The 20,951-nt window shown below is 61.5% G+C and carries 20 protein-coding genes and 1 tRNA gene; 12 read left to right on the plus strand and 9 right to left on the minus strand.

The window, feature by feature from the left end; all coding sequences use genetic code 11:
* Nucleotides 1-12 precede the first annotated feature (12 nt).
* Nucleotides 13-1,941: an autotransporter assembly complex protein TamA gene (locus ACQ7C1_RS20970; protein ID WP_430959655.1), complete on the minus strand. Its 1,929-nt coding sequence runs from the start codon at nucleotides 1,939-1,941 to the stop codon at nucleotides 13-15.
* A gap of 167 nt (nucleotides 1,942-2,108) precedes the next feature.
* Nucleotides 2,109-2,366 carry a YMGG-like glycine zipper-containing protein gene (locus ACQ7C1_RS20975; protein ID WP_011427043.1) on the minus strand — a complete coding sequence of 86 codons (258 nt, stop codon included), beginning with the start codon at nucleotides 2,364-2,366 and terminating at the stop codon, nucleotides 2,109-2,111.
* Nucleotides 2,367-2,693: 327 nt separating this feature from the next.
* On the opposite strand from ACQ7C1_RS20975, the gene hemA reads away from it, so the two are divergent.
* From hemA to ACQ7C1_RS21010, 7 genes are all read left to right on the plus strand, one after another.
* Nucleotides 2,694-3,908, plus strand: a complete 1,215-nt coding sequence (hemA, locus tag ACQ7C1_RS20980; protein WP_430959681.1) for a 5-aminolevulinate synthase — start codon at nucleotides 2,694-2,696, stop codon at nucleotides 3,906-3,908.
* 253 nt (nucleotides 3,909-4,161) lie between these two features.
* Nucleotides 4,162-5,226, plus strand: a complete 1,065-nt coding sequence (locus ACQ7C1_RS20985) for a LacI family DNA-binding transcriptional regulator (RefSeq protein WP_430959656.1) — start codon at nucleotides 4,162-4,164, stop codon at nucleotides 5,224-5,226.
* Nucleotides 5,227-5,280: 54 nt separating this feature from the next.
* Entirely contained in the window at nucleotides 5,281-6,519 is a 1,239-nt protein-coding gene (locus ACQ7C1_RS20990) for an ABC transporter substrate-binding protein (protein ID WP_430959657.1), read from the plus strand.
* 74 nt (nucleotides 6,520-6,593) lie between these two features.
* Nucleotides 6,594-7,511 (plus strand): carbohydrate ABC transporter permease, encoded by a 918-nt coding sequence (locus tag ACQ7C1_RS20995; protein ID WP_183705322.1) that lies wholly within the window; start codon nucleotides 6,594-6,596, stop codon nucleotides 7,509-7,511.
* Entirely contained in the window at nucleotides 7,508-8,371 is an 864-nt protein-coding gene (locus ACQ7C1_RS21000) for a carbohydrate ABC transporter permease (RefSeq protein ID WP_430959658.1), read from the plus strand. Before ACQ7C1_RS20995 ends, ACQ7C1_RS21000 begins: the two co-directional genes overlap by 4 nt.
* Before the next feature lie 127 nt (nucleotides 8,372-8,498).
* Nucleotides 8,499-10,421, plus strand: coding sequence for a glycoside hydrolase family 127 protein (locus tag ACQ7C1_RS21005; RefSeq protein ID WP_430959659.1), 1,923 nt, complete (start codon nucleotides 8,499-8,501; stop codon nucleotides 10,419-10,421).
* Between the two features lie 23 nt (nucleotides 10,422-10,444).
* Nucleotides 10,445-11,518: an ABC transporter ATP-binding protein gene (locus ACQ7C1_RS21010; RefSeq protein WP_430959660.1), complete on the plus strand. Its 1,074-nt coding sequence runs from the start codon at nucleotides 10,445-10,447 to the stop codon at nucleotides 11,516-11,518.
* A gap of 12 nt (nucleotides 11,519-11,530) precedes the next feature.
* On the opposite strand, the gene dxr is transcribed toward ACQ7C1_RS21010, so the two are convergent.
* Nucleotides 11,531-12,721: a 1-deoxy-D-xylulose-5-phosphate reductoisomerase gene (gene dxr / locus ACQ7C1_RS21015; protein ID WP_430959661.1), complete on the minus strand. Its 1,191-nt coding sequence runs from the start codon at nucleotides 12,719-12,721 to the stop codon at nucleotides 11,531-11,533.
* A gap of 374 nt (nucleotides 12,722-13,095) precedes the next feature.
* On the opposite strand from dxr, the gene ACQ7C1_RS21020 reads away from it, so the two are divergent.
* Nucleotides 13,096-13,746, plus strand: a complete 651-nt coding sequence (locus ACQ7C1_RS21020; RefSeq protein WP_430959662.1) for a hypothetical protein — start codon at nucleotides 13,096-13,098, stop codon at nucleotides 13,744-13,746.
* A 60-nt stretch (nucleotides 13,747-13,806) separates the two neighbouring features.
* On the plus strand, nucleotides 13,807-14,097 hold the full coding sequence (locus ACQ7C1_RS21025; RefSeq protein WP_097601551.1) for a BON domain-containing protein: 291 nt from the start codon (nucleotides 13,807-13,809) through the stop codon (nucleotides 14,095-14,097).
* A 57-nt stretch (nucleotides 14,098-14,154) separates the two neighbouring features.
* On the opposite strand, the gene ACQ7C1_RS21030 is transcribed toward ACQ7C1_RS21025, so the two are convergent.
* The gene (locus tag ACQ7C1_RS21030) at nucleotides 14,155-14,307 is read right to left on the minus strand and encodes a hypothetical protein (RefSeq protein WP_176536406.1); all 153 of its coding nucleotides are present in this window, start codon (nucleotides 14,305-14,307) and stop codon (nucleotides 14,155-14,157) included.
* A gap of 116 nt (nucleotides 14,308-14,423) precedes the next feature.
* Nucleotides 14,424-14,705: a hypothetical protein gene (locus ACQ7C1_RS21035; protein ID WP_085779661.1), complete on the minus strand. Its 282-nt coding sequence runs from the start codon at nucleotides 14,703-14,705 to the stop codon at nucleotides 14,424-14,426.
* Nucleotides 14,706-14,851: 146 nt separating this feature from the next.
* Between ACQ7C1_RS21035 and ACQ7C1_RS21040 the strand changes: the two genes are divergently transcribed.
* On the plus strand, nucleotides 14,852-15,376 hold the full coding sequence (locus ACQ7C1_RS21040; RefSeq protein WP_430959663.1) for a DUF2937 family protein: 525 nt from the start codon (nucleotides 14,852-14,854) through the stop codon (nucleotides 15,374-15,376).
* Between the two features lie 90 nt (nucleotides 15,377-15,466).
* Here the strand turns inward: ACQ7C1_RS21040 and ACQ7C1_RS21045 are convergent.
* Nucleotides 15,467-15,543: transfer RNA gene (locus ACQ7C1_RS21045), tRNA-Arg, on the minus strand.
* A 54-nt stretch (nucleotides 15,544-15,597) separates the two neighbouring features.
* On the minus strand, nucleotides 15,598-16,761 hold the full coding sequence (locus ACQ7C1_RS21050) for a M20 aminoacylase family protein (RefSeq protein WP_430959664.1): 1,164 nt from the start codon (nucleotides 16,759-16,761) through the stop codon (nucleotides 15,598-15,600).
* A gap of 157 nt (nucleotides 16,762-16,918) precedes the next feature.
* Between ACQ7C1_RS21050 and ACQ7C1_RS21055 the strand changes: the two genes are divergently transcribed.
* Both ACQ7C1_RS21055 and ACQ7C1_RS21060 read left to right on the plus strand, forming a co-directional pair.
* Nucleotides 16,919-18,052 carry a D-alanyl-D-alanine carboxypeptidase family protein gene (locus tag ACQ7C1_RS21055; RefSeq protein WP_085779659.1) on the plus strand — a complete coding sequence of 378 codons (1,134 nt, stop codon included), beginning with the start codon at nucleotides 16,919-16,921 and terminating at the stop codon, nucleotides 18,050-18,052.
* Nucleotides 18,053-18,082: 30 nt separating this feature from the next.
* Nucleotides 18,083-19,252 carry a CobW family GTP-binding protein gene (locus tag ACQ7C1_RS21060; RefSeq protein WP_430959665.1) on the plus strand — a complete coding sequence of 390 codons (1,170 nt, stop codon included), beginning with the start codon at nucleotides 18,083-18,085 and terminating at the stop codon, nucleotides 19,250-19,252.
* Nucleotides 19,253-19,314: 62 nt separating this feature from the next.
* Here ACQ7C1_RS21060 and ACQ7C1_RS21065 read toward each other — a convergent pair whose 3' ends face one another.
* Entirely contained in the window at nucleotides 19,315-19,539 is a 225-nt protein-coding gene (locus tag ACQ7C1_RS21065; RefSeq protein ID WP_085779657.1) for a sulfurtransferase TusA family protein, read from the minus strand.
* 5 nt (nucleotides 19,540-19,544) lie between these two features.
* The gene (locus tag ACQ7C1_RS21070) at nucleotides 19,545-20,777 is read right to left on the minus strand and encodes a L,D-transpeptidase family protein (RefSeq protein WP_430959666.1); all 1,233 of its coding nucleotides are present in this window, start codon (nucleotides 20,775-20,777) and stop codon (nucleotides 19,545-19,547) included.
* Nucleotides 20,778-20,951: the final 174 nt, after the last annotated feature.

Consider the following 20,951-nt stretch of genomic DNA (forward strand, 5'->3'; position numbering starts at 1 on the left):
GGAATCGCAACCCTAGAAGGATTGGCCGATGCCGGCATAAATTCCATAATCTGTGCCATCTTCGTACTTGTTCAGCGGCACGGCAAAATCAAGCCGCAACGGCCCGAAAGGTGTGGCATATCGTATTCCCGCGCCGGCGCCGGCGCGGATATCGGAAAAACCCGGGAAGGTGCTATCCGATACGGTGCCGACATCGATGAAGGGCACGAGGCCGATTGTATCGGTGATCTTGAAGCGGGCCTCCAACGACCCGGTCACATAGGAGCGGCCGCCGGTGGCATCGCCATTGTTATTGTAAGGCGAAATCTCCTGATAGCTATATCCGCGCACTGAACCGCCGCCGCCGGCGAAAAAACGCTGCGTGGCAGGAATGTCCTCGATCCCGCCGCCGCCGATCAGCACGCCGGCGGCGATCTTGCCGGCAAGCACGAGGCGGTCCTCGGCGCCGAAGGGCAGATAGCCGGAGATCGAGCCCTCGAATGCCGCGTAGGGTGTGGCGTTGAAGATCTCGTAGCCGGGCTTTGCCGATGCTGTCGCCCGATAGCCTTCGGTCGGATTGAACTTGTCGTCGCGTGCGTCACGATCATATTGAAGCGGCAGGGCGATGGTCAGATAGTCATTGGTGCCGAAGGCGTCGTCATCACGCTCCCAGCTGACTTCGCCGCTCGCCGACACCGTGTCCTTGTCGGTCAGTTCATAGGAAAGGCCAAGCGAGGCGGTGACGAGCGTCGCATTATAAGCGTCCGGGTTCTGGGTCTTGGCGACGATGCCGGCCTTCAGCGTGGCGGCCGGGAAGAAGGCGCCGGGCTTGGTGAAGAGGATGCCGGCGGAGTAGTCGAGGCTGCCGACATCGGTTGTTTCGCCGAGCCGCGAGACCGAACCTTCGATTCTCAGCGTCTCGGCCTCGCCGAACAGGTTGCGGTGGCCCCAATAACCCTGGATGCCGAGGCCGTCGGTGGTGGAATATTGCGCGCCGACGCCGAAATAACGCCTCTTGCCTTCGGACACCTCGATCGTCATCGGCAGCGTACCATCAGGCGCCAGCACATCGCCCTCATGAATGGTGACGCTCGAAAAGACGCCGAGGGCGCGAAGCCGCTCGCCGGCCTTCTTCAGCCTTTCCGGCGAATAGGCGTCCCCTTTGTTCAGCCGGGAATAACGCTGGATGAAACCGGGCCGCACGGTTTTTTCGCCGGTGACCCCGACGTCGCCGATCGGGGCGACAGCCCCACCTTCGGCAGCAAGCACGATGTCGACCGTATCGCTCCTGTGATCGGCGACGACCTTGCGTTCGGTCAATTTGGCGAAGGGCCGGCCTTCACTTTTCAACTGTTCGACAATCTTGTCGCCGGCCTTGATGATGGCGAGCGAGCCGGCCTCTGCGCCGGGGGCAAGGTCGTAATCGGCGGGATTGCGATCCGCGGCGTCGCCGCCGAACTGCACCTCTCTGACCCTGAAAACCGGGCCGGGGGTTATTTTGACGGCGACGGGAACCGGCCCGGAGCGGTCGAATGTCGGGTTGGGCGGCAGATCGTCGATATCCTTGCCATCGATGGTGATCGTCACCACGCCGCCGTAACGGGCCTTTTCATAGAGCGCGGCGATCAGGCGCTCGCGGTCGTCACGCGCCTTGACGACGATGCCGAGATCGCCGGAGACTGGCTGCTTCTGGTCGCTGACGAGGCGGGAGCTGTTTTCGAGCGCTTCCTTAAGATCGGGATCGGCGGTGTCGGCCTTCAGGTCGACTTGATAGCGCACCGGATCGGGCACCTGTTCGCTCTCGTCCTCCTCCTTGCCGAAGATGGTGATGCCGAAAAGCTTGAAGGCGTAAGCATCGCCGATCAGGACCGGTGAGAAAGCAGCTGCCGCTGCGACCACCATCATGGTGCCTGTTCGCCGATACGCAAAACCTATTTTCGGACTTGTCCCTCTAATCCGCATCCGCTGCTTTTGGTTACGCCTACATGAAGCTTCGTTGCCCAGCCGTGAACAGCTTAGCGGCAAAATCGCGCAGGGTGTACCATTTTAAATTGCCCACGCACTAATTCAGTACAAAAAATCCCGGATGTGTGTCCGGGATTTCCTGTTTTGCCGCTTTGTCAGCGCTCTCAGCGCGGGCAAGCGTCGATGTAGCGGCGGCCATAGCGGTCGCGATAGTAGCACTGGCCGGGCTGTTCCGCGACGCTGCCGATCAGGGCGCCCGACACGCCGCCGATGGCGGCGCCGACCGCCGCACCTCGGACATTGCCGGTGACTGCACCGCCAATGACTGCGCCGGATGCAGCACCGATGCCGGCGCCCTGCTGGGTCGGTGTGCAGCTTGCGACCGACAGGCCGATCAATGCGAGTATGACAGCTTTTTTCATCTCTTTTCTCCTGGGTTGTCGCCCAATGGGCATAGGCCGTCCCTATTGTTTTTTGGCACGCTAGCTCGAAAACTATGTCGGAAGAAAGGGTTGTCCACTCTTGTCCGGATTTTTTTGCGTTGAAGGGGTGTTGCGGGCCTTGCGGATTTTGCGCCTATGTCGGGCGCTTTTGCCGCATGGCCCCATTGATTGTGGCGCACGTATTTTTTTGTCTGGAATCATTCAAAAAACTGGGCCTTTTGCCGCAGTTGATGTTAAACCAAAGGGTAAGCATTGACGCGCGGACGTCCGATCGGCAAGAACGGCCGCGTGATTCTGGAGCATATGATGGATTTCGAAGCATTTTTCAAAAACGAGCTTGACGGGCTTCATGCCGAGGGCCGCTACCGCGTTTTTGCCGATCTCGAACGTCACCGCGGCAATTTTCCCCGTGCGACGCGCCATACGGCCGATGGCGAGAAGGAAGTCACGGTCTGGTGCTCCAACGACTATCTCGGTATGGGCCAGAACCCGAAGGTGATCGAGGCGATGAAGGCCGCCATCGACCACTGTGGCGCGGGTGCGGGAGGCACCCGGAATATTTCTGGCACCAACCACTATCACGTTCTGCTCGAGCGTGAGCTTGCCGATCTGCACGGCAAGGAAGCAGCACTGATCTTCACCTCGGGCTATGTCTCCAACTGGGCAGCCCTCGGCACGCTCGGCGCCAAGATCCCCGGCCTGATCATCTTCTCCGACGCGCTGAACCACGCCTCGATGATCGAGGGCATCCGTCATTCCAAATGCGACAAGGTGATCTGGAAACACAATGACGTCGCCGATCTCGAGGCCAAGCTCAAGGCCGTCGATCCGAGGGCGCCGAAGCTGATCGCCTTCGAGAGCGTCTATTCGATGGATGGCGATATCGCTCCGATCAAGGAGATCTGCGATCTGGCCGACAAATACGGCGCGATGACCTATCTCGACGAGGTGCATGCGGTCGGCATGTACGGCCCGCGCGGCGGCGGCATCGCCGAGCGCGAGGGGCTGATGGACCGGCTGACGGTGATCGAGGGCACGCTCGGCAAGGCCTTCGGGGTGATGGGCGGCTATATCGCCGCCTCCGCGGCGCTGTGCGATTTCATCCGCTCCTTCGCCTCCGGCTTCATCTTCACCACGGCGCTGCCGCCGGCGCTCGCCGCCGGTGCGGTGGCCTCGATCCAGCATCTGAAGGTCAGCCAATTCGAGCGCGCCCGCCATCAGGACCGGGTGCGCAAGTTGCGCTCGCTGCTCGACCAGCGCGGCATTCCGCATATGCACAATCCCAGCCATATCGTACCGGTGATGGTCGGCGATGCCGCCAAGTGCAAGTGGATCTCCGACCTGCTGCTCGACAATTGCCGCGTCTATGTCCAGCCGATCAACTATCCCACCGTGCCGAAGAAGACCGAGCGACTGCGCATCACCCCGACGCCGCTGCATTCCGACGCCGATATCGCCCATCTCGTCGACGCCCTGCATTCGCTCTGGTCGCGTTGCGCGCTGGCAAGGCACGTCGCCTGATCTAGCGATCGCTTGAGTTCTAGCTCCGCGAATCAGAACCTCCATCGGGTTCTGACGGCGGTTGTTCGTTCCACATTCATTAGCTGATTAACATTATCCAGCGCTGCCCCGTCGCTCTACGATGAGTGACGCATTGCAATCCGGTCCGATGGATTCGCATCGCCCGTTTCTAGGCCTTCCTTCCAGACAATCCATGCCTCGCCGCCCGCCTCCCGAATTGCATGAGAAAACCTTTTCTCACTTGACAGAAAGATTGGTAAAAGCTTTTCTCAAGCCACTTGAGAAGGAGGAAGGCCTGAACATATCGGGAGGAAAAAGAGGCAGGATCACCATCCATGAGGTCGCGTCGGCTGCCGGCGTGAGCATCTCGACGGCGTCGAAGGCGCTCAACGACACCGGCCGGATGGGGGCAGAAACCCGCGAGCGCGTTAAGCGGATTGCCGGCGAAATCGGATATCGGCCGAATGCGCTGGCAAGAGGTCTTCTCAGCAAGCGCAGCTTCACCATCGGGCTGCTGACGAACGACACCTACGGCCGTTTCACGCTGCCTGTGATGGCGGGTATTTCGGACGCTCTCGTCGATCATGGCGTCTCGGTTTTCCTGTGCGCCATCGAAGACGATCCGGCACTCGCCCAGATCCATGTCGATGCGATGCTGGACAAGCAGGTCGACGGTATCATCGCAACCGGCAAGCGGCTGGACAAGCGTCTGCCTGTCGACCTGTCGAATTTGCATGTGCCTGTCGTCTATGCCTTCACCGAGGGGACGCCAAACAGCGTTACTTTCCGTTCGGACGACGAGCAGGGTGCGAGATTGGCGGTGGAATGGCTCGTGACGATCGGGCGGCGGCGGATTGCGCATATCACCGGGCCGGAGGACTTCTTTTCGGTGCGGGAGCGGGCCGGGGCCTATCGTCAGGTAGCGGGCCACCGCGAGCCGGTGCTCTACGGCATCTGGTCGGAGAGCTGGGGCCATGAGGCGGTGGAGCAGCTTTGGAAGAGGCCGGGCGAAAAGCCCGATGCGCTCTTCTGCGGCAACGACCAGATCGCCCGTGGTGCGGTGGATGCGCTGCGCGAGCGCGGCGTCAAGGTGCCGCAGGACGTCTCGGTGATCGGCTTCGACAACTGGGAGATTGTCGCGGCCCAGACGCGGCCGCCGCTGACGACGGTGGATATGGAGCTGAAGGAGCTGGGGCGGCAGGCCGGATTGACCGTGCTGGCGCTTGCGGAAGGACGGCCCGTCGAGCCGGGAGTGAGAAAATTGCCCTGCCGGCTCGTTGTCCGGCGGTCATGCGGGGGTAGGCCTCCCGAGGAATGAGATCAGGGAAATGAGCAAAGGCGCGAGGAGATGCGCCATATTGGGAGGAGTGTCATGATCAAGCGTCTATTGGCTGCGACCGGCATCGCTACTTTGTGCATGGTGTCGGCTGCATCGGCGGCCGAAAACGTCGAAATGTGGGTCCGCTCGGGGATCGGCGACGCCTTCAAGAAGGTCGTCGAAGCCTATAATTCCAGCCACGAGAACAAGGTCGTAATGACCGAAGTGCCGTTCTCCGAGCTGGTGCAGAAATATGCGACGGCAATCGCCGGCGGACAGGCGCCCGACGCGCTGTCGATGGACCTCATCTACAATCCTGCCTTTGCCGCGGCCGGCCAGCTCGAAGACCTGACGGACTGGGCGAAGTCGCTGCCCTATTTCAACTCGCTTTCGCCGTCGCATGTCCGCCTCGGCACCTATCAGGACAAGATCTACGGCCTGCCGCTCTCCGTCGAGACATCGGTCTTCGCCTGGAACAAGGATCTCTACAAGAAGGCCGGTCTCGATCCGGAGAAGGCGCCGGCGAACTGGGATGAAATCACCGCCAATGCGGAGAAGATCCGGGCACTCGGTGACGACACCTACGGCTTCTATTTCTCCGGCGGCGGCTGCGGTGGCTGCATGATCTTCACCTTCACGCCGCTCGTCTGGGGTGCGGGCGCCGACATCCTGTCGGCCGACAGCAAGACGGCGACGCTCGATACGCCTCAGATGCGCAAGGCCGTCGACATCTACCGCAACATGGTCAAAAAGGACCTCGTGCCGGCGGGTGCGGCCAGCGACAACGGTACGAACTTCCTGACCTTCACCAACGGCAAGATCGGCCAGCAGAGCCTCGGCGCCTTTGCCATCGGCACGCTGGTGACCCAGCATCCCGAGATCAATTTCGGTGTGACCCTCATCCCCGGGGTCGACGGCAAGCCTTCCTCCTTTGCCGGCGGCGACAACTTCGTCATCACCAAGGGCACCAAGAAGATCGACGCCGTGAAGGAGTTCCTCGAATATATCTATTCCGAGGACGGCCAGAAGGTGATGGCGAAATATGGCAGCCTGCCGACCCGCGGCGACATCGCCGGTAAGGTGCTGGAAGGTCTCGATCCGCGCATGCAGGTCGGCCTCAAGGCGATCAGCGTTGCCAAGACGCCCTATACGCTGCAATTCAACGACCTGATCAACAGCGCCAACGGCCCATGGGCAAGCTTCACCAACGCGGCGATCTTCGGCGACGATGTCGACGGCGCGTTCTCGAGCGCCCAGTCCGAAATGCAGTCGATCATCGATAGCGGCCAATAACTCTCCCAAGGCCGCGGCCGGGGAGCGGTGGCAGCTTCCCGGCCATTTTCAATTGACAGATGCGGAGCGTTTCGATGACCGGTTCCGGTTCGAATATCCTATTGCCCCGGCGAAAGCGGCGGCGCAGATCGAATTGGCGCGGCCCGCTCTACATCGCGCCGGCCATGGCGCTGGTCATCGTCTTCTTCGTCATGCCGGTTCTCTTCACGGGGTGGATGAGCCTTCACAACTGGCCGCTGATGGGAGCGTCGCGCTGGATCGGCTTCAACAATTATTTCCGTATGTTCAACGACACCCGTTTCATGGCGGCACTGAATTTCACCGCCTATTACACCGTGATCGTCACTGTCGCGATCTTCGCTGTCGCCTTTCCGCTGGCGATCTTCGTCGAAAAGGAACGGCAGTTCGTCAGCGCCTACCGCACGATCATCTTCCTGCCGGTCGTGGTCGGCCTTGCCACGGCCTCGCTGCTCTGGGTCTGGCTTGCCAATGTCGATAGCGGCTTCATCGGCCCAGCCTTGAAAGCACTCGGTCTTCTGGAAAAGAGCCCCAACCTGCTTGCGACCTTCGACACCGCCTTTCTGACGGTCGTGGTGATGGTCGTCTGGAAGATCGCCGGCTTCACCATGATCATTCTGCTGACCGGGCTGCAGGCCATTCCATCCGAGCTGACGGAGGCGGCCCGCATCGACGGCGCCGGCCGCTGGCAGCGCTTCCGGCACCTGACGCTGCCGCTGATGCGCAAGACGATCGCGCTAGCCCTGATCGTCTCGGTTACCGGCTCGATCCTCGCCTTCGACCAGTTCTATATCATGACGGCCGGTGGACCGCAGAACAAGATGATCTCGGTGGTCTATTACATCTTCAACCAGTCCTTCGTCTCCTTCAATCTCGGCTATGGCGCGGCCCTCTCGATTGCGCTCCTCGCAATTCTGGTCGCCATCAGCATCGTCCAGCTCTGGCTGCTGCGCGTCGGGGAGGAGCGTCCATGACAACCTCAAGGCAACGCCGCGCCCGCAAGGCCATCCGCACGAAGTCGGCCTATCATCTGACAGGCATCGCCATCTCCATCTTCTTCCTGGCGCCGTTCGCGGTCACGCTGCTCGCTTCCTTCCGGCAGGGTGCCGAAGCCAGCCTGCCGCCCTTGCTGCCGTGGCCGACATCCGGCATCAGCTTCGATGCCTATGCGCTGCTCGATACGTTCGGCGCCGGCATCTGGCGGCACATGATCAATTCGCTGTTCGTTTCGGTCGCCACTGTGGTGCTGACCGTCATCGTCAGCCTGCTCGCCGGCTATGGCTTCTCGCGTTATCGCTTCCCGATGAAGAATGCACTGTTCGTGCTGATCATTGCTACGCTGATGATCCCGTTCCAGTCGATCCTGACGCCGCTCTTCATCATCCTGGCAAAACTCGGCCTCAACAATTCGCTGCTCGGGCTGACGCTCGTCTATGTGACGCTGCAACTGCCCTTCTCCGTTTTCATGATGCGCAATGCCTTCGACGCCGTGCCCAAGGAGATCGAAGAGGCAGCGCGCATCGACGGTGCGCGCGATCTGAGGCTGCTGGCGCGCGTCCTGCTGCCGCTGGTGCTGCCCGGTGTCGCGACGGTGGCGATCTTCGCCTTCCTCAATGCCTGGAACGAGTTTCTCGCTGCGCTCGTGCTGCTTTCCAGCAATGAGAAATACACCCTGCCGGTACTGATGACGGCAGTTCGCGCCGGACGGCTCGGCGCCATCAACTGGGGAGCGGTGCAGGCTGGTGTCGTCGTCATGACGATCCCCTGCCTGATCGTCTTCCTGCTCCTGCAACGCTACTACATGCGCGGGCTGATGGCCGGCGCGGTGAAATGATCGCAAGAACAGGATGATTTTAGGCCGTCGGCCTAAAATCTGAATCCTGTTCTAAATTAAATAGTTAGAGCATGATGTCGTCCGAAAACCGCTCACACTTTTCGGCATCATGCTCAAGGTAGAGCCCATGACCAAGTCAAGCAATGACCGCCAGTTTCGTCCCGTCGCCGTTCCCGATGTCGAGCTCGGCGGCTTCTGGGGCAAGTGGCAGGACGCCGTCTGCAATTCCACCGCCGAGACCCTGCTCGACCGCTGCGTCGAGGCCGGGATGTTGAAAGCGATCGACGTCAACCAGCCGAGCCCGGGCGTTGTCATTCCCATTCAGCCCTGGGGCGGGACGACGCAGATGTTCTGGGATTCCGATCTCGGCAAGTCGATCGAGACGATCGCCTACTCGCTTTATCGCCGGCCGAACCCGAAGCTCGAGGCGCGCGCCGATGAGATCATCGACATGTATGAGCGGATGCAGGACAAGGACGGCTATCTGAACGCCTGGTTCCAGCGCGTCGAGCCATCCCGCCGCTGGACCAATCTGCGCGACCATCACGAGCTTTATTGCGCGGGCCATCTGATGGAAGCCGCGGTCGCCTATTATCAGGCGACCGGCAAGCGCAAGCTGCTCGACATCATGTGCCGCTACGCCGATTACATGATCAAGGTTTTCGGCCATGGCGAGGGGCAGATCCCAGGCTATTGCGGCCATGAGGAAATCGAGCTGGCATTGGTCAAGCTCGCCCGGGTGACCGGCGAGAAGAAATATCTCGACCTGTCGAAATACTTCATCGACGAGCGCGGCACCGAGCCGCACTTCTTCACGGCGGAAGCCGCTCGCGACGGCCGCAGCGCTGCCGACTTCCATCAGAAGACCTATGAATATGGCCAGGCGCACCTGCCGGTGCGCGAACAGACGAAGGTGGTCGGCCATGCCGTGCGCGCCATGTACCTCTATTCCGGCATGGCCGATATCGCCACCGAATACAAGGACGACAGCCTGACGGCGGCGCTGGAAACGCTCTGGGACGATCTGACGACCAAGCAGATGTACATCACCGGCGGCATCGGCCCGGCCGCCTCTAACGAAGGCTTCACCGATTATTACGATCTGCCCAACGACACGGCCTATGCGGAAACCTGCGCCTCCGTCGGCCTGGTCTTTTGGGCGAGCCGCATGCTCGGGCGCGGACCGAACCGGCGCTATGCCGATATCATGGAGCAGGCGCTTTATAACGGCGCGCTGCCGGGTCTTTCCACAGACGGCAAGACCTTCTTCTATGACAATCCGCTCGAAAGTGCGGGCAAGCACCACCGCTGGAAGTGGCACCATTGCCCCTGCTGCCCGCCGAACATCGCCCGTCTGGTGACGTCGATCGGCTCATACATGTATGCGGTTGCCGATGATGAGATCGCCGTCCATCTCTATGGCGAAAGCACCGCCCGGCTGAAGCTTGCCAATGGTGCCGAGTTGGCGCTGGAGCAGCGCACCAATTATCCGTGGGACGGCGCGGTCGCCTTCACTGTCAAGCTGGCAAAGCCGGCTCGGTTCGCGCTGTCGCTGCGCATCCCGGATTGGGCAGAGGGCGCAACCCTCAGCGTCAACGGGGCGATGCTCGACCTCGGTGCCCATGTCCGCGACGGATATGCGAGGATCGACCGCGAATGGGCGGACGGTGATGAGGTGGCCGTCTACCTGCCGCTGGCGCTTCGTCCGCAATATGCCAATCCGAAAGTGCGCCAGGATGCCGGCCGCGTCGCCTTGATGCGCGGTCCGCTCGTCTATTGCGTCGAGACAACGGACAATGGCGAGGACCTCAACACCATCGTTCTGCCCCGCGACCTGTCGGCCGCCGAAACCGTCGTGCTGAAGGACCTCAATGATGCCGTCGCTCTCGATCTCAAGGTCGAGCGTGAGGAAACATCGAATTGGGGCACATCGCTCTACCGCAAGGCGCCGGCCGAAAGGCGGGTCGCCACAGCACGCTTCGTGCCCTATCATCTCTGGGACAACCGCGCGCCCGGAGAGATGCTCGTCTGGGTCCAGGCGGACAAGTAGGTCGTTTGGGGATGACGAACGGTATGGGTAACAAGAGCGTCGTCCTTCAGGACGTGCGAAAAAGCTATGGCAATCTGCAGGTGGTCCATGGCATCGACCTGACGATCGAGGAGGGCGAATTCGTCGTCTTCGTCGGGCCGTCCGGCTGCGGAAAATCGACGTTGCTTCGCATGATCGCCGGCCTGGAGGACGTGACCGAGGGCGAGATCGAGATCAAGGGACGTGTTGTCACGGATCTCGATCCGTCCGAGCGCGGCATCGCCATGGTCTTCCAATCCTACGCGCTCTATCCGCATATGAGCGTGCGCGACAACCTGGCCTTCGGCCTGAAGATGGCGCGTACGAATGGTGCGGAGATCGAGGCGCGCGTCAAGGCAGCCTCGGCGATCCTGAAGATCGACCATCTGCTCGACCGGCGCCCCGGCCAGCTTTCCGGCGGCCAGCGCCAGCGCGTGGCGATCGGCCGGGCGATCGTGCGCGAGCCCGATGTTTTCCTGTTCGACGAACCGCTGTCCAATCTCGATGCGGAGCTGCGTGTGTCCATGCGCATCGAGATCGCCCGCCTTCATCGCGAACTCGGCAATACGATGATCTATGTCACGCATGATCAGACCGAGGCGATGACGCTCGCCGACAAGATCGTCGTGCTGCGCGACGGCCGCGTCGAGCAGGCCGGAACGCCGCGGGAAATCTACGAGAATCCGTCGAACACGTTCGTGGCGGGTTTCATCGGCTCGCCGAGGATGAATCTCCTGAACGCCCGATGGGGCGAAGGCGGCCTGGTCGATATCGCCGGCGGGCGCGTCGAAAGCGGCCTGCTGGCGAAAGACAGGCTGGCCGGTGCGGCCGTGACGCTCGGTCTGCGGCCGGAGCATCTGAAAGTGGCGCCCGAGCTCAATGGCAGCCTGAGGGCAAGAGTCGATTTTTCGGAGTATCTCGGCGGAACGCAGTATCTCTATTGCCAGCTCGGCGATGGTCAGTCGCTCACCGTCGAGCACCGGTCGCCGACCAGCATTGCGGCCGGCGAAGAGGTCAGCCTGCAGTTCGAGCCCTCGAATTGCCGATTGTTCGACGAGCACGGCAATCGGCTGCGCTAGCCGACCGAGCTCTCAACCGACGAGATCGAGTTTCAGCAGCGCCGCCGCGCGCTGCCGGGCTTGCCGGTCGGCGTTGAAGACATCGTCCATGCCGGCAGCCGGCGGCAGGTGGGCCAGGTCATCCATGACCCTCTCGGTGACCTCGGCCATGGCGAGGAAGGAGAGGCGCCCCTCGATGAAGGCCTCGAGCGCCACTTCCTTGGCGGCGTTCAGCACCGCGCCCTGAACGCCGCCGCGCGTCATCGCAAGGCGCGCCAGCCGCAAGGCGGGAAACCGCACCTCATCCGGCGCTTCGAAATCCAGCCTCGCGAGCTTGGCGAAATCGAGCCGCTCGACCGGCAGGTTCGGCCGGCGCGGAAAGGACAGCGCGTAACCGATGGCGGTGCGCATATCAGGCGCGCCGAGCTGCGCCAGCACCGAACCGTCGGTATAACCCACCATGGAATGGATGATCGACTGCGGATGGAAGATCACCTCGATCTGCTCGGGCCTCAGTCCGAAAAGATGGCGGGCTTCGATCATTTCCAGCGCCTTGTTGAACATCGAGGCGCTGTCGATCGAGATCTTCAAGCCCATCGACCAGTTCGGATGGGCGCGTGCGGTTTCCACCGTCACATCGGCCATCTCCTTCAACGAGGCGGTACGGAAGGGACCGCCCGAGGCGGTCAGGATGACGCGCTCGACGGCATGGCGCTGGTTTTCTTCCAGCACCTGGAAAATCGCATTGTGCTCGCTGTCGACGGGAAGCAGCTTGCCGCCGCCGGCGCGGATCGCCCCGATGAAGAGATCGCCGGCCGAGACCAGACATTCCTTGTTGGCAAGGGCGATATCAGCGCCACGGCGCGCAGCGGCAAGCGTCGGCGCCAGACCCGCCGTGCCAACGATTGCCGCCATCACCCAGTCGGCTTCGCGGTCGGCCGCTTCCATCAGGCCGGATTTCCCCGACGCGACCGCGATGCCGCTGCCGAAAAGTTCGCCCTTCAGCGCTTCATAATGCCGGTCGTTTGCCGTCACCGCCAGCCGCGCGCCGAAGGATCTGGCCTGCCGGGCGAGCAGCTGGACATTGCCGTTGCCTGTCAGAACGGAAATTTCGAAGTTCTCCCGCCCGCCCAGATGTTCGACGACATTGAGGGTATTGCGGCCGATCGACCCGGTCGAGCCGAAGATGCTGATGCGCCGCGGCGCGGTTTTGCCGGTCATCATTTGGAATTTCGCGAAAAATGTCTCTCGTAGGCTCAGGCTCTACTAGGGTTTGGAGGGTGCGGCAAGTGTGCGGTGCAGCAGATTTCAGCTCCTCGGGGGTTTACAGAGCGGCGGCGGGGTGTGATCCTCATGACATTCCTGAAAGGATGTGATTCCCCTGCCGCCGCTCGTCGGCGCATGGGCGGGGCGCTGCGGCGGCCATTGAAAAACGGGCACCTGGCTGCCCTCGGCTTTTTCGGCCAAACACTAAATCGAGGATGACATCGGGATGAACGGCTTGGCCGTGCTGCCTGTCCGTGTTCGCTGCGGCACTTTGGTGCGGTATCGTGCCATTCGATGAGGCAGCACGTGTCAGGTCAAAACGATCGTAACACATGACGATATTCAGAATAGCCATCATTCTTTTCGCCATCGTGCTTTCGCTGACCGCGACCGCGAAGGCGGACGACCTGTTGATCTGGTCGCCTGCCAAAGTCTCCGATCGATCATACAAGGCAACGATGGGTTTTCGTCTGCCGGCGGAATGGGAGGCGAGCGCCGGCGCCGATCTCGCATTGGCAGCGACAAAAGGCGGCGCGCCGCTACCCGATTCCGAACAGGCCATGCTCTGGGGCAGGATCAGCAAGACGAGCGTTACGCCGGCAGGCCAATCGCAGCAGGGCGCCAGGGTCAGCGTCGATACGCTGCGCGGCAGCGGGGCTCTGACGCTCAGCCGCTCGCGCAGCTGGATCCTGTCGGATTCGCTCGACATGCAATCGAGCCGCTCCCTGAGCGTCCGTTACGACCCGGTCGATGCCAGGGAGACTTCGGTGACGGCGTCACAGGCGCTGAAGTTGATCCATCCCTGGACGGGAACCTCGCTTTCGGCAGGCGCCGGGGTCAGCAATGCCAGCGGCGACTTCTCGAGCACGGTGGCGGTCGACCAGGCGATCCTGCCGAACCTCAACCTCGATGCCTCGGTCAGCAATCCGTTCTCGCCTGATGAGGCGAGCAGCGTCAATCTCCGCTATCGCGTCAGCTGGTAACGCAGGAAACCAAACCAGGCCGATGGCGTTTCTTCTTGAGATTTTTCGGAGGGACGGAATATGGTTTTCAAAGAGCCGACATTTCACGGGCTTGCGCCCGAAGTGGAAGCGGAGATCGCCAATCGCGCATCTCTCGAGGCCGCCGTCGCCAATGCATTGGCAATTGCCGGCGGCATCGATGCGTCGGATGTGGAAGTGACGATGGAGGAAGATCAGGTCGTGTTGACAGGCACCGTCGGTACGGTCGGGGAAATCGAACGGGCAACCGCCGTCGCCCGGGCGGTCGAGGGCGTGACCGCGGTGCAGAACCGAATCCTGCTCAGCGGGTCTGCCGTCGGCAACCCGCATTGATATTAGCGAAACGCGTCCCGCTTGCGAGCGCCGGCCTCTACGCCGGCGCTCGGCTGATCAACCGGCGAAGCGCTCGACGAGGAAGGACGCGCCTTCCAGGCGATCGGTCTTCGCTGTGGCCACCGACCCCTGCGGCTGATACGCGATGGCGAGCAGCAGAGCGCTGACGGCGACATAGGCGATTGCCAAAAGAGTCATCTTGATACGCATGATGAGTTCTCCCGTTTTCGCGATAAACGCAGCCGATGTTGCGAAGTTCCTGATCAGCGGAAAGGTGAAGAGCCCGGCTGGGGAGGAGCGGCCGGGCTTTTCGTGCATGGACCGCCTTATCGGCAGATCCGGGTCTCCTTGATGATCGTATGGCCGTGACGGCGGATTCTTTCCGTCTTGGTGAAGCAATCATCGGAGACGCGGCGCATCATGTGATGGCGGTAGTAGGGCCGGTGGCGATAATAAGGGCGCTCCGAATCGCGATAATAAGGACGCTCCAAATCGCCGTAATAAGGACGCGGGTTATCGGTGGTGATAGTCACGCTTGCCGCCTGGGACGGCATGGCGGAAAGGACGGACGCTGCAGCGAGCGTGCAAGCAAGAATGAACTGTTTCATGACGAGCCTCTCTTTCTGAGTTGGTCATAGTCTCAACTCGCCGGAAGCGCCGCCGGTTCAATCACATAGCGTTACCGATTGTGTCGAAGGCAGAAACCTTTGCGGCCGCGGATCGTTAGCGCAGGAAACAGCCGGAGACCACGGACGTGGGACAGATTGCAAGGATCATCGCCCTTGTCGCCGGACTTGCCGGCGGCACGGTCTTTTCGCAAGCGCCTGAATTTGCGCAGCAATATCGCCAGCGGATCGGCGGCGCGATCGATGAGCTGCGTGTCATCGTCGAGGACTTCAACCGCCAAGCCGCCCAGCATCAGCTCGACCGCGAGCAGGCGCTGAACGCCTATGCCCAATCTTCCGACGATTTCCTGCGCGACCGCGGCGTCTCGATGCAGAGCACGATCGCGCGTTACGAAACGCTGCAGTCGCAGCAACTGAAACTCGGCGCCGCCGCCCCCGTCGCCAAGCCCTTCGTGCTGCTAGGGAATGCGGATGATGTGGTTTTCGCCAATACCTGGCGCGACTTCGTGCCTGGGGTGCCGATGAGCTTTGCCGGCCTCGTCTGGGGCGCAATCGGTTTTGTCGGCGGATCGGTTGTGGCGGCGTTGCTGGGATTAGGGGCACGGCGGATCATAAGAAGACGAGGAGCCTATCGTCAGGTACCGCGAGCTTGAAACGAGGCAAAGCCTTCAGCGGCGATCTACAAGACGAGATCAGTCATTCCACCCATTCCCGCAGTGGCCATATGGCTCAGCGTTTGAGAATGGTGATCCCGGCGCGATTCGAACGCGCGACCCCCAGATTAGGAATCTGATGCTCTATCCTGCTGAGCTACGGGACCACTTGGATGCCATGCATACAAAAGGCTTGGCGCGAAGCCAAGCCTTAATTCTTGTCAAAGCCCGAGGCGTTGTTCGGCAAGGCGCACCCAGTAGGAGATGCCGTGGGCGATGGCTTCGTCGTTGAAGTCGTAGGCCGGGTTGTGGAGGCCAGCGCTGTCGCCGTTGCCGATGAAGATGAAGGCGCCGGGACGGGCGTTCAGCATATAGGAGAAGTCCTCGCCGCCCATCATCGGATCGATTTCGGCATTGACGTTTGCTTCGCCGGCAATGGCGCTCGCAGTGGCGACCGCGTGCTCGGTTTCATCGGGATGGTTGACGGTGACGGGATAGTTGCGGTTGAAGCTGACTTCGGCCTCGGCCCCATGAGCCGCGACCAGGCCCTCGATGATCTGCCGAAAGCGCGTCTCGGCAAGTGTGCGCATCTCAGGGTCGAGGGTGCGAACGGTGCCGGCGAAGGTCGCATCGTTCGGGATGACGTTATGGGCGAAACCGGCATTGAACTTGGTCACCGAAACGACGACCGAGCGGATCGGGTCGGCGGTGCGCGAGGCGATCATCTGCAGATTGCCGACGATCTGGGCGGCGATGGCGATCGGGTCGATCGTCCGGTGCGGCTGGGCGGCGTGGCCGCCGCGGCCCTTGATGGTGACGGTGAATTCGTCGGTTGCCGCCATGATGGCGCCCTTGCGGATCGCAAACTGTCCCACAGGCAGGCCCGGCAGGTTGTGCATGCCGTAGACTTCTTCGATCCCGAAGCGCTCCATCATGCCATCCTTGACCATCAGATTGCCGCCGCCGCCGCCTTCTTCGGCGGGCTGGAAGATGACGGCGACATTACCATTGAAATTGCGGGTTTCGGCGAGATATTTCGCGGCGCCGAGCAGCATGGCGGTGTGGCCGTCATGTCCGCAGGCATGCATCTTGCCCGGCGTCTTCGAAGCCCAGGGCTTACCGGTGATCTCAGTCAGCGGCAGGGCATCCATGTCGGCGCGCAGGCCGATCGTGCGGCGACCTTCGCCCTTGCCCTTGATCAGGCCGACGACGCCGGTGCGGCCGATGCCGGTGACGATCTCGTCAACCCCGAATTGCTTGAGTTTCTCAGCGACGAAAGCGGCCGTGTTTTCCACCGCGAAAAGAAGCTCGGGCCGGGCATGGATATGGTGGCGCCATTCGGCGACTTCGTCCTGCAATTCGGCGGCTCTGTTCAAAATCGGCATATTGGCGTTCCTGTTATCAAATCCCGACAATCGTTCGTCGCTTCAAATGGGCGTGAGGCCCGTGCAATTACTTCGTCAATGACCTTTGCCATGTCATAGCCATATAGGCTAGATAGATGAAGGTTGCGAGATTTTCCGGACATCTGAAGGACGAACCGTGTCGACGAGCCACTTCCGTTTGTTTGCCGCCATGCGGCCGTTTCGTTTCATGGTTGCGGCGACTGCCGCTTTTGTCGCTTCCGTTTCGCTCGTCCAGGCCAATCCGCATATTCTCGTCGACGTGCAGACAGGCCGCGTTCTCGAACACGAAGAAGCCTTCCGAAAGTGGTATCCGGCCTCACTCACCAAGCTGATGACCGTCTATACCGTCTTCGATGCGATCCGCGCCGGCCAGATCAGCCTCGATACGCCCATCGTCATGAGCAAGCGCGCCGCCGCGCAGCCGGCCGCCAAGATGTATTTCAAGCCGGGCCAGAAGCTGACGCTCGACAGTGCCTTGAAGATCCTGATGGTGAAATCGGCCAACGATATTGCGGTCGCGGTCGCAGAAGCCGTCGGCGGTACGCAGGAAGGTTTCGTGACCCGGATGAACGGCGAGGCGCTGAAGCTCGGCATGACGGATTCGCATTTCGTCAATCCGAACGGCCTGCCGGGCAAGGGGCAATATACGACGGCGCGCGACCTAGCGGTGCTAACGGTGGCGCTGCGTCGCGAGTTTCCGCAATATGCCAGCTATTTCGCGCTCGAGGGCTTCACCACCGGCCAGCAGAACGTGCCGAACCTCAATATGCTGATCGGCCGCTTCGCCGGTGCCGACGGCATGAAGACCGGCTTCATCTGCGCCTCGGGCTTCAACCAGATCGGTTCGGCGACGCGCAACGGCCGTACGCTTGTTTCCGTCGTGCTCGGCACGGACAGTCTCGCGGCGCGTGCCGATGCGACGGCGAATCTGTTGCAGAAGGGCTTTACCACCCAGTTCCCCGGCAATGAGACGCTGGGTTCGCTAAAGCCCTACGGGCCGGGACAAGACCAGGTGACCGATATTACAGCCGATATATGCAGCGCCAAGGGCGCCAAGATACGCAGCGAAACGCGAGACGAGGTCGGCCGCATGAAGGTGCACTCGCCCTACATTCTGGAAATGGACCACGACCCGCAATTCGTCTTCGCCGGCCTCATTCCGGGGCAGGACCCGCAGCCGTCTCAGCAGCCGGAAAAGGTGGCGACCGGCGATACGGCTGGCGGCATCGCCAACGTGCCGGTGCCGCTGCCGCGCCCGACCGCGTTTTGAGACAAGATGGGCTTCTAAGGTAAGGCAGATATGAGCGCGTTTAACGACAGGATTCCGGTCACCATCCTGACCGGCTTTCTCGGCGCCGGCAAATCGACGCTGCTGAACCGCATCCTCAAAGATCCTGACATGAAGGATGCGGCTGTCATCATCAATGAATTCGGCGATGTCGGCATCGACCATCTGCTGGTCGAAAGTTCCGGCGATTCGATCATCGAATTGTCCGACGGCTGCCTCTGCTGCACGGTGCGCGGCGAGCTTGTGGATACGCTGGCGAACCTGATGGACGCCGTCCAGACGGGCCGCGTCAAGCCGGTGAAGCGCGTCGTCATCGAAACGACCGGTCTTGCCGATCCCGCGCCCGTCATGCAGGCAATCATGGGCAATCCGGTCATCGCCACAAATTTCGAACTCGACGGCGTCGTGACGGTCGTCGATGCGGTCAATGGGCTGCAGACGCTCGACAATCACGAAGAAGCGCGCAGGCAGGCTGCGGTTGCAGACCGGCTGATCGTCTCGAAGAGGTCGATGGCCGGCGCAACGGCGGAGCTGGAACAGCGCCTGCGGACGCTCAATCCGCGCGCGGCGATGATGGATGCCGACGGCGCCGAGGCCGGCGGCGCCGCGCTCCTGGTGAACGGTCTCTACGACCCGGCAACGAAGATCGCCGATGTCGGGCGCTGGCTGCAGGACGAGGATGCGCATGAGGCGCATCATCATGATCATGACCACGATCACGATGGCCATCACCATCATCGTGATGACCACGGCCACCACCATCATGATCATGCGCAGCAGGATCCGCACGACGTCAATCGTCACGATGCCTCGATCCGGTCTTTCTCCATCGTCGAAGAAAAGCCGATTGATCCGATGGCGCTCGAAATGTTCGTCGATCTCCTGCGCTCGGCCCATGCCGAAAAGCTGTTGCGGATGAAGGCGATCGTATCCGTCTCCGACCGACCGGAACGGCCGCTGGTGCTGCAGGGCGTCCAGAGCATCTTTCACCCGCCGGTGCGGCTGCCGGCGTGGCCGAATCCGCAAGACCGGCGCACGCGCATGGTGCTGATCACCAAGGATCTGCCCGAAGCTTTCGTGAAGGATCTTTTCGACGCCTTCCTCGGCAAGCCGCGGATCGACACACCGGATCGTCAGGCGCTGTCCGACAATCCACTCGCCATTCCGGGTTTGCGCATCTAAAGGCGCGCCGCGTCGTTCTTATCGAGTCCGATTTTTCAGGCTGCTACGTCAAGTGAGATGTTTTACCGCTTGCGGATCAGGAAGCGGTGGCCGTCTTCGGTCTTTTCCGTCGCGACCAGTTCGTGACCGTCCTCATTGCAGAAATGCGGCATATCGATCACTGCCATCGGATCGCTGGTATCGACGAGGACGAGCGTGCCGCTTGTCATGGCGGCAAGCTTCCGGCGCGTCTTCATCACGGGGAGTGGGCATTTCAGGCCGCGAAGATCGTAGCGAACGGGGTTCAAGCCGTTCAGTTCCGCGCCCAGAATTTCCAGAACGGCTTCTTTGCCGCGGCTTCTGCCGTCTCCTGCGGTTCGGGCGCTGGCGCGGCATAAGCGAGCGGATTCTGCATCGGCACCGGCACGAACGCAGGCGTTGCGGCGGCGACGGGCGTTGCCTGCGGCTGGGCCGGCGTTGCGGGTGTGGCGCCGGCCGCGGAGTTGGCGGTGAGGCTCTGCGTCGTGCGCTTGGCCATCAGGTCCTCGAGTTCGGCGACCTTGACCATGCGGCCGGCTTCCAGCGAGGTGCCTGTCGGCGCGAAAGCGAGTTCGCGGCCCTTGCGCAGCTTGGCGACCACGGCCTTGCGCTCGGCTTCGGACGGGTCGTACCAGGCCATGCCGTCATATTTGCTCATCGCCTTGGCATAGTCGGCGTCATAGGTCTTGCCGTAGGAGGCAAGGGCTGCCGTCAGCGCCGGCGGCGTCGACATGGCAGGGCATTTGCCGGCGGCGTTGAAGGCGCCGCCATCGGTTGCCTGCTGGTTGAAGACATATTTCTTCTCGCAGACGTTCACCTCCGGCGGGCGCTTCGTCACTTCGAAATTGTCGTAGCCGACCTTCAGCATCTTCCAGAAGTCATAGTTCGGGTCGAGGCGATGCTTGACCATGTTTTCCGCCGTCATGCGGAACGGGAAGGCCTGCAGTTGCACGGTCGACTGGCCGCCCTTGAAGGCGTCACGGGCAAAGGCATAGATCTCCAGCACCTGCTGGTCGGTCATCGAATAGCAGCCGGATGACGAGCAGGCGCCGTGGATCATCAGATCGGAACCGGTGCGGCCGTTCACTGCGTCGTAGCGGTTCGGGAAGCCGGTGTTGATCGCCAGATAATATTTGGAATTCGGGTTCAGGTTGGCGCGGGTCAGCTCGTAGAAGCCTTCCGGCGCCTGCCGGTCGCCGGTCTTGACCTTCGGACCGAGGCGGCCGGACCAGGCGCAGATCTTGTAATCGGCGATCTTGTCAAAACGGTTGTCGGTCTTCGCTTTCCAGATCTCCATTGCACCTTCTTCCTTGAAGATGCGGATCATGATGGGCGAATTGCGGTCCATGCCCTTAGCGGCCATGGCGTTGAGGATATGGGGCGGGAGCGGCTGTTCGACCTTGTTCTTGACCTTGGAAAGATCGACCTGCGCCACTTCTAGCGTATCGTTGCAGCCGGCGAGAGCCAGCGCCATGACGGAAACATAGGCAAAATGACGTATGCGCATCCAAACTAGCCCATAAAGATAGTGCGACCCGGTCCGCCTATGGAGTTCGGGCATTGGAAGGAATCATAGGCGGCTTATACTTTATAAAACCTTACCAGCCTATGACGTGCCTCGAACATCCCCGCAAGCGCGAATGTTACAGATAATATCAATGTGGCCAAGATTTGGCCCCAA

The sequence above is a fragment of the Rhizobium sp. Nf11,1 genome, from assembly GCF_050587665.1.
In the GTDB taxonomy this organism is placed as follows: Bacteria; Pseudomonadota; Alphaproteobacteria; order Rhizobiales; family Rhizobiaceae; genus Rhizobium.